Annotated in this window: 14 protein-coding genes; 8 read left to right on the plus strand and 6 right to left on the minus strand. The window is 45.7% G+C overall.

Annotation, left to right across the window (positions count from 1 at the left end):
- Window positions 1-7 precede the first annotated feature (7 nt).
- Window positions 8-1,510 (minus strand): YihY family inner membrane protein, encoded by a 1,503-nt coding sequence (locus tag DX073_RS05830; protein WP_115006576.1) that lies wholly within the window; start codon window positions 1,508-1,510, stop codon window positions 8-10.
- Between the two features lie 168 nt (window positions 1,511-1,678).
- On the opposite strand from DX073_RS05830, the gene DX073_RS05835 reads away from it, so the two are divergent.
- Window positions 1,679-2,149, plus strand: a complete 471-nt coding sequence (locus DX073_RS05835; protein WP_115006579.1) for a hypothetical protein — start codon at window positions 1,679-1,681, stop codon at window positions 2,147-2,149.
- Between the two features lie 32 nt (window positions 2,150-2,181).
- A complete protein-coding gene (locus tag DX073_RS05840; protein WP_115006581.1) occupies window positions 2,182-3,747 on the plus strand; it encodes a M48 family metalloprotease in 1,566 nt (521 codons plus the stop codon).
- Window positions 3,748-3,973: 226 nt separating this feature from the next.
- Here DX073_RS05840 and DX073_RS05845 read toward each other — a convergent pair whose 3' ends face one another.
- From DX073_RS05845 to yihA, 4 genes are all read right to left on the minus strand, one after another.
- A complete protein-coding gene (locus tag DX073_RS05845; RefSeq protein WP_115006583.1) occupies window positions 3,974-5,008 on the minus strand; it encodes a threonine aldolase family protein in 1,035 nt (344 codons plus the stop codon).
- Window positions 5,005-5,451, minus strand: a complete 447-nt coding sequence (locus DX073_RS05850) for a GatB/YqeY domain-containing protein (RefSeq protein WP_115006585.1) — start codon at window positions 5,449-5,451, stop codon at window positions 5,005-5,007. Before DX073_RS05850 ends, DX073_RS05845 begins: the two co-directional genes overlap by 4 nt.
- Window positions 5,452-5,700: 249 nt before the next feature.
- A complete protein-coding gene (gene rsmI / locus DX073_RS05855; protein ID WP_115006587.1) occupies window positions 5,701-6,531 on the minus strand; it encodes a 16S rRNA (cytidine(1402)-2'-O)-methyltransferase in 831 nt (276 codons plus the stop codon).
- 81 nt (window positions 6,532-6,612) lie between these two features.
- Window positions 6,613-7,317 (minus strand): ribosome biogenesis GTP-binding protein YihA/YsxC, encoded by a 705-nt coding sequence (yihA, locus tag DX073_RS05860; RefSeq protein ID WP_258556919.1) that lies wholly within the window; start codon window positions 7,315-7,317, stop codon window positions 6,613-6,615.
- A gap of 205 nt (window positions 7,318-7,522) precedes the next feature.
- Here yihA and DX073_RS05865 point away from each other — a divergent pair, with 205 nt between their 5' ends.
- The 4 genes from DX073_RS05865 (at window position 7,523) to DX073_RS05880 (ending at window position 10,360) form a co-directional block, all read left to right on the plus strand.
- Window positions 7,523-7,819 carry a c-type cytochrome gene (locus DX073_RS05865; RefSeq protein ID WP_029103003.1) on the plus strand — a complete coding sequence of 99 codons (297 nt, stop codon included), beginning with the start codon at window positions 7,523-7,525 and terminating at the stop codon, window positions 7,817-7,819.
- A gap of 294 nt (window positions 7,820-8,113) precedes the next feature.
- Window positions 8,114-8,806, plus strand: coding sequence for a c-type cytochrome (locus tag DX073_RS05870; protein WP_115007524.1), 693 nt, complete (start codon window positions 8,114-8,116; stop codon window positions 8,804-8,806).
- A gap of 124 nt (window positions 8,807-8,930) precedes the next feature.
- Window positions 8,931-10,025: a hypothetical protein gene (locus tag DX073_RS05875; protein WP_115006589.1), complete on the plus strand. Its 1,095-nt coding sequence runs from the start codon at window positions 8,931-8,933 to the stop codon at window positions 10,023-10,025.
- Complete coding sequence (locus DX073_RS05880; RefSeq protein WP_115006591.1) at window positions 10,013-10,360, plus strand: RnfH family protein; 348 nt, start codon at window positions 10,013-10,015, stop codon at window positions 10,358-10,360. The genes DX073_RS05875 and DX073_RS05880 overlap by 13 nt, the downstream gene beginning before the upstream one ends.
- Before the next feature lie 304 nt (window positions 10,361-10,664).
- On the opposite strand, the gene DX073_RS05885 is transcribed toward DX073_RS05880, so the two are convergent.
- Window positions 10,665-11,012 (minus strand): outer membrane protein assembly factor BamE, encoded by a 348-nt coding sequence (locus tag DX073_RS05885; protein ID WP_112742774.1) that lies wholly within the window; start codon window positions 11,010-11,012, stop codon window positions 10,665-10,667.
- An 86-nt stretch (window positions 11,013-11,098) separates the two neighbouring features.
- On the opposite strand from DX073_RS05885, the gene DX073_RS05890 reads away from it, so the two are divergent.
- Window positions 11,099-12,058: a DUF3025 domain-containing protein gene (locus tag DX073_RS05890; RefSeq protein WP_258556891.1), complete on the plus strand. Its 960-nt coding sequence runs from the start codon at window positions 11,099-11,101 to the stop codon at window positions 12,056-12,058.
- An 83-nt stretch (window positions 12,059-12,141) separates the two neighbouring features.
- Window positions 12,142-12,588 carry a CopD family protein gene (locus DX073_RS05895; RefSeq protein ID WP_115006593.1) on the plus strand — a complete coding sequence of 149 codons (447 nt, stop codon included), beginning with the start codon at window positions 12,142-12,144 and terminating at the stop codon, window positions 12,586-12,588.
- The last annotated feature ends 413 nt before the right edge of the window (window positions 12,589-13,001 follow it).

Below are 13,001 nucleotides of genomic sequence, written 5' to 3' on the forward strand. Positions count from 1 at the left end.
TACCGTTTTAGCTCTCCATGCCCTTTTTGACGTCTTTAACCGCTTTTTTGCCCCGACCATACCAATGCCAGCCTTTTTTGGCAAGTCTGACCGCTTTGGTGATGTTACTCTCGGTAAAGCTCGCCTCCCCCATTGGCACGACCACACTATTGCCATGCTCATCCACCACTGTTTTGGCATCGGCATTAAAGCCGTCTGTATCGCTGTTGTGGTCGGCATTTTGGGCAGTCATCCGCACCACAGACTCTTTGGCTCGTAGCGGGGCGGTCTTAAACAGCTCTGCCAAACTCATGTCCAGCTCATCTTTGGCAATGCCCTCAATCCGCTCCAAATTACGATACAGCTCCACGCACCATGGGTCATATTCTGCCTTATTTAAGGCACTCATCTCATCTTTGATGGGCAAAGGATAAGGCATGATTTTATAAAACTGCCACAGGCTTACGGTGTTTAAGTCCGTGCGTAGGGTATATTCATCATTTTCGGTGCGAGTGATGAGTTCGTTGGTCGCCAACTCATCGATGTACAGATTCCATTTTGGCGTCTCTTTACGTCCTAATACGCCCCGCAGTTCAGCTTCGCTTGCTGTCTCGCCCACTTGATATTTTTTATAAATCAAATTAAGCATGTCAAGCAGGCTAAGCAGTGGATGACGTACCGCCACTTCTTTGCTGTCAAAGATGGTTAAGGTGTAACTAATCTCCACCCCGAGCAATATCAAGTTCCACGACAGATACAGCCACATCAAAAACACAGGAATGGCAGCGAACGCCCCATAGATGGCTTCATAACTGGTAAAGTTGGTCATGACCGTCCCAAAGACCGTCTTTAAGGTCTCAAAGAGTATCGCCACGACCACACCTGCAATGGCGGCATTTTTTAGGGGAACTTTAACCTTGGGGATGAACCAATACATGGCGATAAAGCCACCGACCGTGAACAAGAACGAGATGATTTTTGCCCATACCCCCCAATCAATGCCATAGCCTGCCACTTGCTGATTTAAAAAAGATAACCCCGAGATGGCACTGGACGCACCAAATGCCACGCCCAAAATAATGGGGGCGACCGTAATCATCGTCCAATAACGGACAATGCTTGCCATGCCCCCTGTACGTTCCGAGACTCGCCAAATTTGGTTAAACGCCGTCTCAATGGTGATGAGCGTCATGATGGTCGTCACAAAAACACCCGCCACCCCGACAATCCCCAGATTGCTGGATTTTTCGGCAAAGTTGTCCATGTGCTGAGAAATCGCCGCCCCCGATGACGGCATAAGATTGCTATAAATGGCTTGTTGTACCTGCCCACGCACTTCTTCTAAGGCAGGCACGCTTGAAAAAACCACGAGTATTACCGTCAGAATCGGCACAAGCGACAACAGCGTAGTGTAAGTCAAACTGGCGGCTTTTTGAGTGCAATTATCTTCCAAAAAATGACGTACCAGCAAGCGAATGTACATAAACCAAGAATGATGGGCAAAGGGCAGTTTGTTAAGAAGTTGAATCATGAGCTTTGGGGTGGTTTTTCGGTATAAATCAATATTAAAATTTAACGTAGTTTAACAAATATTACCACAAAATTGCTTTATGTTTGTGTAATTTTTTTAAAAAAACATCAATGATAACTTTGGCTAAATTTTGGGTATAATAGGATAATTTATCACGCCATCATTATCATGACAAAGCCCACATCAGACAAAGCACCCAAGCCCATTATTCCCATACAGTCCGCCCTTCGCCGAGCATGGTTTGTGTGGCTGCTTTATTGCCTTATCATTTATCCTGTGCTTGCCAGCCTAGCGTTTGGCAGTACAGGTCGTGCCAATCTGGGCATGAATGGGGGCGTGGGGACTGGCATGGTGTTTGGCGTAATATGGCAACTTATCAAACTCATCCCCGCCCTACTGCTCACCCCCACCATCAAGCGAGCAGATGCCCCTTATGGGCTGATTGTGGCAAGTTTGGTCATGCTTATTTATTTGGGCTTTGTAGGTGTGTATTGGTTTATTCATGTATTTGAGCATTCGCCCATGTATATCAGCGTAGGATTTGGTTTTGAGACGCTATTACTGCTCATCATCAATGTCTTATTGTTTATCCTGTTAAGACGCCTACCGCCCATGCACAAAAATAAAATAAGAAAATAGTTAAAAATAGTTGAAAATAATCAGGCAAAATCATGATAACTTATAAAAAATACCCACCCCTACTCATCGGCTTATCACTTATCCCAACCGCCTTTGCCCATGACACACCGCCCGAGAACATCACTCGCACATCGCTCATCTATGACAGGCATGCCGAGCAATTAGGGTATCATGGCACCAGCATGGGGCAGTTTGGCACATCAGGGCATGACAGACCACGCTCACAGCCCCTAGCTCCGAACATCGTTACTGGCACTCGCTTTAATGAGCAGTACATCAATCGCCAAATCGCCCTGTGGTCATTACGCCAAATCAACAGCTCCATGCCACTCATTGACGACCCATGGACAAATCAAGTCATCAATGACATGACCGCCCAAATGAACGCCTTAGTTCGCACCCAGTCGCTCATCGCCACGCCCATCATCAATGACAGCAGTATCAACGCCTTTGCCGTACCAGGGGGCGTCATCGGCATGAACACAGGCACGATACTATCGGCAGGCGAGCTTGATGAAGTGGCAAGTGTCATCGCTCACGAAATCGCCCATTTATCCCAACGCCACTACGAACACAGTCAAGACAACAGCAAAAAACTCATCGCCCTACAAATCGGCGGACTACTGGCAGCCCTAGCGGCAAGCTCGGTCAGTGGCGACGTGGCAGCAGCTGCCATGATAGGTTCACAGACCGCCACCGCAGAGACGGCAGCCAGTCACAGCCGTGAGCATGAGCGAGAAGCGGACAGGATGGGTCAGCAGATTTTGGTGCAGGCAGGCTATGACGCTGCCGCCATGCCCCGCTTTTTTGAACGTCTATATAAACAAGTCTCCCTGACCACCTCCAAAAACGCCTTTGTACCGAGCTTTATCCAGTCACACCCTTTTACTGCCGAGCGTCTAAGCGAATCGATGAGCCGTGCCAAAGGTTATCCTGTACCAAGCATGGTCGCCCGTGAACAGCAAGCCCGTCTCTTTGACAAGCTGACATGGCGACTTCGTTATCTGACCAAACAGTCAGGTCTGGATGAGCTGACCATTCACGCCAAACGCAGTGACGGGGCAAGGCTTGCTCTTATCATGTATCTGGCGGACAACGCACGCACTGATGAAGCCCTACGCCTATTTGCCAACGCTTCTTTTGACCCGTCTGACCCACTTGTCTGCCTAACCCACGCCCATGTACTCACCAAGATGAACGACCACGCCCAAGCCGTGTCGGTGCTGTCATCTTGCCAAGCGATATACCCCGAACGCCGAGATTTGCGTTTGCATTTGGCGGACGCATATGTCAGTACAGGCGAGACTGCCAAGGCATTGGCACTGCTAAACCCCTTGACCGAGCGTACACCCCACGATAGGCAGGCGTGGCAAAGGATACAGCACGCCTACGAAAAATCACGCATGGACAAAAACATCGCCACCATACACGCCCTGCACGCCCGCTCACAGGTAGAGCTATGGGGTGGCAAATATGACGGAGCCTTGCAATCCAACGCCCAAGCCACCAAAGTCGCCAAAGCTCATCACCCAAACCTACTACCCATGTTGGAGCAAAGCAAGGTGATGATAATACAAGCTAAGGACTATAAGCCGTGATTTGCGTTGTATAGTCTGCCAACTTTGAAATAATACTGTGTCAAACTCGCTCGTAGTACTACACTTGTACAACTTCGCTCGTTTTCCTTGTCTTATTTCAAATTTGTTTGACTATAATTTGGGTTATGATTGGTGTTTTTAAAAATAAGGACTGATAAAAGAGTATGATTTATTAAAGGTGATAAAAAAAGCATTGCCAATATAGCAATGCTTTTTGATAGATAAATCAACCTTGTAAATACGCCTTAATTTTTTTTACAAGCTCATCCACTTGCTCTTTGGTGGTGTCAAAACTCATCATCAGACGTATCTCCCCCGTTTCATCATTCCAATCATAAAAATGAAAGTCATCGTGTAGTTTTGTAACCACATCGGGCGGCAATATGGCAAATACAGCATTGCTCTGGACTTTTTGGGTGATGACAACGCCGTCTAAGTCTTTGATTTGGCTGTACAAATAACTTGCCATGTCGTTACTATGTTTGGCAAGCGACAGCCACAGTTCTTGTTCAAACCACGCCACAAATTGAGCTGAGATGAACCGCATTTTTGATGCCAGTTGCATGCTGGATTTGCGTAAGTGCAAAATATCCTTGTCCAGTTTGGGATTTAAAAACACCAAACATTCGCCCATCATCATGCCATTTTTGGTACCACCAAGCGACAGTACATCAGCAAACTGGGCAATGTCCACCAAACGACAACCCAAGTGGGCAGCTGCATTGGACAGCCTTGCCCCGTCAATGTAAAGATACAGCCCAAACTCATCACAAGCTTGGCGGATATTGGCAAGCTCATCAAGACTATAACAAGTACCAAGCTCAGTGGTTTGACTAATATAGACCGCACGAGCCTGTGGGTGGTGCTCGGATGGGCGAATAAAGTGGCGGATTTTTTGGGGATCTAGCTTGCCATCATCACTATCAATCACCAACAGCTTAATCCCTGCAACATACTGCGGAGCGATACTTTCATCATTGTTGATGTGGGCGTGATTGGTGCAGATAACCGCACCAAATCGTGGTAATATCGCCGACAACCCCAAAACATTCGCCCCTGTGCCGTTAAAAACAGGATAACCAACTGCCTGCTCGCCAAAGGTTTGTTTGATATGCTCTGCCAGAGCTTGGCTGTGGCTATCGTAACCGTATGCCTTGTCATGTCCGTTATTGGCACTAATAAGTGCGTCCATGATGGCAGGATGTACGCCTGAATAGTTGTCAGAGGCAAAAGCAAAATTATGTTGGGCATTCGTACTCATGCGGTCAATGCCTTTTTGACAAGTCCTGAGATGGCAGCAGGGTCGGCTTGCCCTGCGGTCTTGTCTTTGACAGTGTTCATCACACGCCCCATGTCTTTCATGTCAGACGCACCAAGCTCGCTGATGGTCTCATTGATGATGGCGATGAGCTTGTCATCGGACAACTGCTCGGGCAAAAAGACGGAAATCACGTCAATCTCAAACTGCTCTTTTTGTGCCAAATCATCACGCCCATTAGCGGTATAGATACCCAAAGACTCTTGGCGTTGTTTGATTTGTTTTTGTAAAATCGCCAATACATCTTTGTCGTCAAGCTCACTTTGCCCGTCAATCTCTACTTGCTTGATGACGGCTTGGACGTTACGCAAAACTTTGACTTGCTCCATGTTTTTGGCTTTCATGGCGGTTTTGATGGTGTCGGTTAGGGTGGTTTTTAGAGTCATGAGTGTCTCCTGTTAAATGGTATATTTTAGCAAATTTGGGTTAGATTTGCGATATTGTATGGGTGTTTGCGCATGGTTTAATATTTAAGGGTATGATTTGTTTGTTAAAATTAATCTGGTTTGTTGTCAATTTTATATCAATATTTTATTTATCAAGGGCGAATTGCAATTTGCCCCTACAACTCAAATAACCAAGCAATAATTAACAACTTATCATTTTAAACTGATATTAAATTTAAATAAGTTAAATTAGGACTTTTGTAATTCCAAAAGTCTATCATAAACCTCACTTTTTTTAATACCCAATACATCCGCCACGATTGCACTTGCTTTTTTGGGTGGTAATTCTTTGGCAATGGCAAGTAGCCAGTCATCATAATCCGCCTTTTGTTCTTTTTGGGTATTGCCTGCCACAACCAGCACAATCTCGCCACGTTGTTGGTTGGAGTCATTTTTTACAAATTCTAATAAATCAGCCAACGGTAATTTTTTTATCGTCTCAAAAGTTTTGCTAATTTCACGGCACAACGTGGCTTCTCGCTCACCGCCAAACACGTCCGCCATGTCGGATAAACAGTCTGTAATGCGGTGCGGTGCTTCATAAAAAATCAGCGTTTCAGTACGGTCTTGATATGCCTTTAAGCTCTCTATGCGTCCATGTTGTTTGGCGGGCAAAAACCCCACAAAGCTAAATTTATCAGACGGCAAACCCGCCACAGACAACGCCCCGATGACCGCACACGCCCCGACAATCGGCACAACGGTGATACTCTCATCATGGCACGCCTTCACCAGTCGATAACCAGGGTCGGAGATGAGCGGTGTACCAGCATCCGAAATCAAGGCAACCGATTGACCGCCTTGTAATCGCTCTATCAGCCGTGCCGTCTGCGTGTCAGCATTATGCTCATGATAGGCGGTGGTGGGCGTGGATATGTTAAAAAAACTTAATAATTTGCCACTGGTGCGAGTGTCTTCGCAGGCTATCACGTCCACGGATTTTAGGGTGTCAATCGCCCTTGCCGTCATGTCGTTTAGATTGCCAATGGGGGTAGCAACGATATATAAAATGCCTGTCATTTTTTGCCTTTTTAATTTAAATCATGGTTGTTAATTTTATTTGGGCGAATGTGATTTTCCCCTACAATAATTCACAAATTTTTAATTATCATTATTTAATTCTGTATTATCCAATTTATCATTTGCCAAATTTTCATTATCAAAATCCGCATTATCAACATTTAAATTTTCGCCCAAATGTAGCCAATTACCCAATACGTCCGCCAATTCATCAAGCCCTTCTTTATTTAATGCCGAAAACAGCTGAATGGAAAATGGTAATTCTAAGGCTTGCAGTTGTTTTTTGGTTTGCAAAAGGGCGGTTTTTTGAGCCCCACGTTTTAATTTATCCGCTTTGGTGAGTAATACATGAACGGGCAGTTCGCCGTCCTTTGCCCAATGGAGCATTTGCTCATCAAAATACTTCAACAGGTGGCGAATGTCAGTGAGTAAAATTAGCCCCGTCAAACTTTCACGATGAACAAGGTAATTTTCAAGCTCTTTTTGCCATTTGATTTTCATCGCCTCTGGCACTTGGGCATAACCATAGCCGGGCAAATCCACGATACGACTATGTTCTGAGCCGACATTAAAAAAGTTAATCATCTGCGTCCGCCCCGGGGTTTTGGACGAGCGGGCGAGCTGTTTTTGGTGGGTGATGGTGTTAATAGCGGACGATTTGCCTGCATTAGACCGCCCTGCAAACGCCACTTCAAAGCCTGTATCAGGCGGACAAAGTTTGAGCGTAGGGGCGGAGAGCGAAAAGGTGGTTTGGCGAATGATTTTTTGGTAGTCGGTGGTGGTCATGATGTCAAATATAACTGCTAATAATGATAAATAGTGTATCATGAAAGCCATAAAATAGCGATAAAAAACCCAAAGGCTAAATAAGTCGCATTCGGCATAGTTACCAAATATCCCTTGCAACTTGGCAAAAAACTTGCATAATAAAAGCATAAGAGAAAACAGTCATCCTCATATTTATCCCAAATTACCCTTAGTGGGAGTCATTATGTCAAAATTATTACAAATCGCCATTGCCAGTCTTGCCCTAGTCACCACAGGTGTAAGCCATGCCGATGTCGCCACGACTTACCAGAAAACCTGTGCCACCTGCCACGATAGCGGTGCCTTAAACGCCCCCAAAAAAGGCGACAAAGCCACATGGGATAGACTAAAAGCCCAAAAAGGCATGGAAACCTTAGTCAAAAACACCAAAAAAGGCATGCCCCAAATGCCCGCCAAGGGCTTGTGCCAAACATGTAGCGATGATGAGTTTCGGGCATTGATTGACTACATGGCAAAATAAAAAAATGGGGCATGTTTACCCAAACAGCAACATCATCTTTGGGTACATGCCCCATTTTTATGGCTTTTGTCAATCATGAGTTAAGATGATGGCTTGATTTGATAATTTTTTGTTAAAATCTCATCTTTTTGCAAAAAAATGTTGCCAAAACCACAATTTTTGTAGGAAAATTTAGCGAAGTCTTGCTATAATAAGCAAGATTTACCCATTTGACTTTTAAAAGCCAAATAAAAAGATACAAAACCCAAGACACGGGGATTGCCCCGAAGTTAGTAGGAAATTGTTATGAAAGCCATGAATTTGTCAGCCAAAGCCATGCTAGCCAAAACGTTGCTCGCCACAGGTTTTGGTTTTGTCGCCTTGACCGCTACTGCCGCTCCAACTGTTCCTGCCTTTGACATCGAAGCAGGTAAAGCCATCGTAGATGCCAACTGTGCCGCTTGCCACGGCGCCAACGGTGTCTCGGTTGCCCCAGCTCAGCCAAATTTGGGCGGTCAAAACATCAAATACCTATACAAACAACTGGTCGATTTTAAAACAGGTGCTAGAAAAAATGGCATCATGCAGGCACAACTTGCAGGACTTACCCAACAAGATCTTGCTAACGTAGCAGGCTACTATGCCAGTCAAGCCCCGTGGCTACCAGGCTATGGCAACAAAGCCACGAACGCCGCCGCCCAAAAACTCTATCTAGGTGGCGACAAAACTCGTGGTATCATCCCTTGTGCAGGGTGCCATGACCCCAAAGGGGCAGGCAACGACTGGGCGGCATTTCCACGCATTGGCGGTCAGCATGCTACCTATATCTCAACTCAACTAAAACTGTTCCGTGCGGCAGGTCGTGAGGACGAAGGTCTCATGGCAGAACAGGTTCGTACCAATGACTCTGCCAAAAAAGATGAAAAAGGCATGATGCAAATCGTGGCAGCCAAACTGTCCGATAAAGACATCAAGATGCTTTCTGAATTTATCAGTGCCGTTCACTGATTTGTCAGATTTAGACTTGTGTGTGATAAAACCCCTTGATTGGGGTTTTGTCGTTGCTTGATTTTGCCCTTATTTGGTTTTTGCTTACCCTTATCCATCCCTAACCGCCCAACCAGAGCTTGCTATGTTATCTCGTTATACCGTGTTTTTTGTGGCATGTGCCTTACCACTCTTATTTGCCCATCAGATTGCCCCGAGCATGGCTCATGAGCTAGATTTTTGGCTGTTGTGGGTGATTGCCATGCTTGTGGTGGGTCTACCTGTCTTATTTGCCGAGCTTGCCCTATCTGCTCGCAGTGGCGATGGTGTGTGGCTTGGCATGCAAAAGCTCACTCGTGAAGCCGATGCCAAGATAACATGGCGAGCCTTTGCAGGGCTGTCGGTGTTGGTCTCGCTACTCATTAGTGCGACCATGACCGCACGCATTGGGGCAGGACTTCATCAGCACCTACCCCAGCTCAACCTTAGCGTGCCAAGCGTTGGGCTTAGTGCAGGGGCGATGATAGTAGCACTCATCCTAAGCCTACTCAAAACTCGCCTGCTCGGGGTCGGGGTCATCATTGTCATTATCGGCGGGCTTATCTCGCTCTTTGATGGCGGTCTAGCTAGCGGTGTGAGTGTGCCAACCATCACGTCTGTATCGCTTGGCGAGTGGGCAAGGGCGGTCTCTTTGGCATTACTCTCGGTGGGCGTGGGTACAGGTCTGTACTGGTTCTTGGGCGTGGACATGACCCGACAAGTCATGGATAAGAACAACAAAAAGCCCTTATCAGGATTGATATTACCCATCTGGCTCACTCAGCTTGTGTTTGGGGCGTTTGCTCTGATGGTCGGCAGTGCCTTTGTCACGCCAACATCCTTTGCTGTGACGAGTGTGGGCATGCTGTTCATCGCCAGTTTCTTGGTGTACTATGCCATCAGTCAGCTCAAAATCCGCTTTGGACTCATCAAGGGCGTATCTGCTGGTATCGTGCTTGCCATGCTGTTATCCACCCTACCTGCCAACATCGCCCTAATGGCACTGGTCGTCATCAGTCTCTTGACGGTCGTTATCTTGGCGGTGTTCTCTGGCTTTGTGATGAAAATCAGCCACTTACGCAAAACTTTTAACTTTAAAAGCGAAGGGCGTTATAACATCTGGCGAGTGCTAGTGCGTATTGGCGTGCCACTTGCCATCATCATCGCACTCATCGGCTGGGTCGGGCAATGGCTACAATAAACATCGCTTTGGCGTATGCAGACGCGGACAGGCACTACTATCACGAACTTGCCCTGCCCCACGGAACAACCCTATACCAAGCCCTAGTTCATGCAGGCTGGCTTAGCCTGCCGAATTTTATCGACTTTGGGGTGTGGTGCGACACGCACATGACTGCCGACCCCAGCCACAAGGCGTGGTATGTCGGCATATACAGCCAAAAAAAACGTCTAGACACGGTGCTGTCAGATGGCGATAGGGTGGAGATTTATCGCCCCTTATCCTACGACCCGATGGCACGACGCAAATCCAAATCCAAAGTTCGCCTAAAAAAGCTCGGCTATCGCCCGTTATAGCTTTTACAGATAATAATTTTAAAAACCACATAAAAAAATCAGGCAAAGCACCCCACTTTGCCTGATTTTTATCTAGCTTACTAGGGCGTACCTGCCCTTTGTATTTACAATGAAAAATGCCTGTTTAAAAAAGCAGGGGAATCGCACGTTTTTCAAGGAAAAAACAAAGGCTGTGAGTTTTCTATCAGTCAAGTTTTTGACGATGAAAAACAAGATTTGGCCATTTTTCATGCAAAAACAATTGATTTATTTGTAAAATATTTTTAAATTACAAATTGTGTTATAAAGGGCAGGCACGCCCTAATTACTGATTTCTTCTTGGCAGTGATTCACGCCCTGCGATACGCACCACACGCCCATTTTCAAAAAAGATAGACAGGTACTGACTGGCGTTTTTGATGTCTTTTTTGCCCGCTCGCTTGCCGTCTGTGCCTGCGGTGTAGTCATACAGATAGTCAAAGCGGTTCGGGTTTAGCGTGTCTTTCATGGCAGGGCTACCAAGCAAATAGGTCACTTGGTCGGCGGTCATGCCTACTTGCACCTGCGATGCCTGAGCGGACGTGATGGGCGTGCCTTGGGGCAAATCAATGGTATACACACGAAACACCGAACAGCCTGACAATGCCAATGTGCCGACCAGTGCCAACGCCATGAATTTAGGGGCAAATGTTTGCGATAGGGTCATCATATACTCTCATCCTTATAAATAATCGTCATATTAAACGCAAGTGCAAAAATATGCAAGTTTTTTATGACGCCCTACCCCCAAAAGCCGACTACCCAAAGTTTACAAAATATGCTATGCTCACGATGATTCTACCGCCTGTTGATGTCATCATGTCCGATTTTTCACACGACTTTTTGCACGATTTTGCCACGATTGACCTGTCCACCCCTTGGCTTGCCCCGTATTTGCCTATTCATCAGGCATTTGCCGACCGCCCTGCCCTGCCACTGTTTGAGTGGTTAAACGGCTATTTTGCCGACAATGATATTGCCCTAAAAAATCACCAAAACTGCCCACTTACCTTTACCCACCAAAACGACCTAGAACACGGCACAGCGTACGAAACCCACATTGGGCAACACCACAAAATCCCAACCCGTGATAACCTACACGACTGGTTTGGGGCGTGCGTGTGGTCAGTTTTTCCCCATACCAAATCACTATTGAACGCCAAACATCTCGCCCACATGGGCGACAACCACACCGCCAATGCTCGCAACCGTGTGCGAGACACCATTACCGTATTTGATGAAAATGGGGCGATACTTGTTGTCGCCGATGATGAGATTGGCACTACCATTGGGCAAGCCTTGGTAGGTTTTGATTGGCAAACGTGCTTGGTGGATAACCGTGAATATTGGGCAGATTATCATAATGACAACAACAAAAAAGCCAAAGTCTTTATATTCGGTCATGCGTTATTGGAGCAACTTATCAACCCCTACAAATCCTTATGTAGCCATACCGTGATTATCAAAGTTCATTCGTCATTTTTTGCCAAATCACTCAATGAGCAATTAGCCATGTTGGATAATCAATTATCAGAACATTTAAATAACTTTTTAAAAGATGATATTACGCCACGCCAATTAAATCCCTTGCCGATATTGGGTGTGCCGTATTTTTGGGATAATGCCGACCCTGCCTTTTATGATGACCCTTTTGTATTTAGAAAAGGGCGGAGAAAATAGCTCTTTAAAATAAATTTAAAATAAAACCACTTTATAAAAACCCAATCATTTATCACACTCATATAACCAAGTTGGAAAAAACCATGTATAAAATTGCCTTGATTTTACATTTATTTGGAGCCAGCATTTGGGTGGGTGGGCATTTGTACCTGCTCATCCGCCTAATGCCCAATTTTATCCGCCAAAATGACGTGGCAGGATTTTTATCCTTTGAAAAAAGCTATGAACCCTTGGGCATGACCGCCCTTGCCGTGCAAGTGGTAACAGGCTTTTATATGCTAACAACCCTACTACCCCCATCACTTTGGGGGCAAAACATGGGCATGCTGACCGCCCTTGTGCATGGTAAATTAACATGGCTCATCTTAACGATACTTACCGCCTTGCACGCCCGTTTTCGGGTGGTTAAAAAGCTAGAAAATGGCATGCATACCGCCAATACATTAAAAGTCATGGGCGTTCACGTGTTACTTATCTGCGTGTGGAGCGTGGCATTTGTCATCAATGGGACGTTTTTCCGTTTTGGGTGATATTTTTATAAACAATTATCATTTGTAAAATCACGCCCCATCTTGTCTCATATCTTTTTGACATCATCATGACAATCAACCGTTTACCCTTAATATTTCTCAAAAATTTCTGTAAATTTATCAAAGTTTAGCGTATAATAGATAGGATTTTCATGCCTAATTTGGGCAAAAGAACGATTGTTAGGACGTGTTAAACGTGATGATGTTACCAGTCATAGACAGTGATTTGTTTTGATTTGCCAAGTTTTATTCATCTAAATTTTAATTAACACGCCCTAAACGTTCATCAAAACAGGTAGCCAGTCGCCACTGTAACTACAAAGCATTAACGTGTTGTTAAGGAGTTTAAGGTCAGCGTTAAAGCTCTCGTGTGTACCAACAGGAGTCTGGTATGGTCATTTCACTCAGAGTGA

It is taken from the genome of Moraxella lacunata, from assembly GCF_900453205.1.
Taxonomy (GTDB): domain Bacteria; phylum Pseudomonadota; class Gammaproteobacteria; order Pseudomonadales; family Moraxellaceae; genus Moraxella; species Moraxella lacunata_B.

Bases quoted from the DNA above. Each gene is read 5' to 3' on its own strand.
- DX073_RS05830 (WP_115006576.1), bottom strand. From the start codon at position 1,510: ATGATTCAACTTCTTAACAAACTGCCCTTTGCCCATCATTCTTGGTTT.
- DX073_RS05835 (WP_115006579.1), top strand. From the start codon at position 1,679: ATGACAAAGCCCACATCAGACAAAGCACCCAAGCCCATTATTCCCATA.
- DX073_RS05840 (WP_115006581.1), top strand. From the start codon at position 2,182: ATGATAACTTATAAAAAATACCCACCCCTACTCATCGGCTTATCACTT.
- DX073_RS05845 (WP_115006583.1), bottom strand. From the start codon at position 5,008: ATGAGTACGAATGCCCAACATAATTTTGCTTTTGCCTCTGACAACTAT.
- DX073_RS05850 (WP_115006585.1), bottom strand. From the start codon at position 5,451: ATGACTCTAAAAACCACCCTAACCGACACCATCAAAACCGCCATGAAA.
- rsmI (WP_115006587.1), bottom strand. From the start codon at position 6,531: ATGACAGGCATTTTATATATCGTTGCTACCCCCATTGGCAATCTAAAC.
- yihA (WP_258556919.1), bottom strand. From the start codon at position 7,317: ATGACCACCACCGACTACCAAAAAATCATTCGCCAAACCACCTTTTCG.
- DX073_RS05865 (WP_029103003.1), top strand. From the start codon at position 7,523: ATGTCAAAATTATTACAAATCGCCATTGCCAGTCTTGCCCTAGTCACC.
- DX073_RS05870 (WP_115007524.1), top strand. From the start codon at position 8,114: ATGAATTTGTCAGCCAAAGCCATGCTAGCCAAAACGTTGCTCGCCACA.
- DX073_RS05875 (WP_115006589.1), top strand. From the start codon at position 8,931: ATGTTATCTCGTTATACCGTGTTTTTTGTGGCATGTGCCTTACCACTC.
- DX073_RS05880 (WP_115006591.1), top strand. From the start codon at position 10,013: ATGGCTACAATAAACATCGCTTTGGCGTATGCAGACGCGGACAGGCAC.
- DX073_RS05885 (WP_112742774.1), bottom strand. From the start codon at position 11,012: ATGGCGTTGGCACTGGTCGGCACATTGGCATTGTCAGGCTGTTCGGTG.
- DX073_RS05890 (WP_258556891.1), top strand. From the start codon at position 11,099: ATGCAAGTTTTTTATGACGCCCTACCCCCAAAAGCCGACTACCCAAAG.
- DX073_RS05895 (WP_115006593.1), top strand. From the start codon at position 12,142: ATGTATAAAATTGCCTTGATTTTACATTTATTTGGAGCCAGCATTTGG.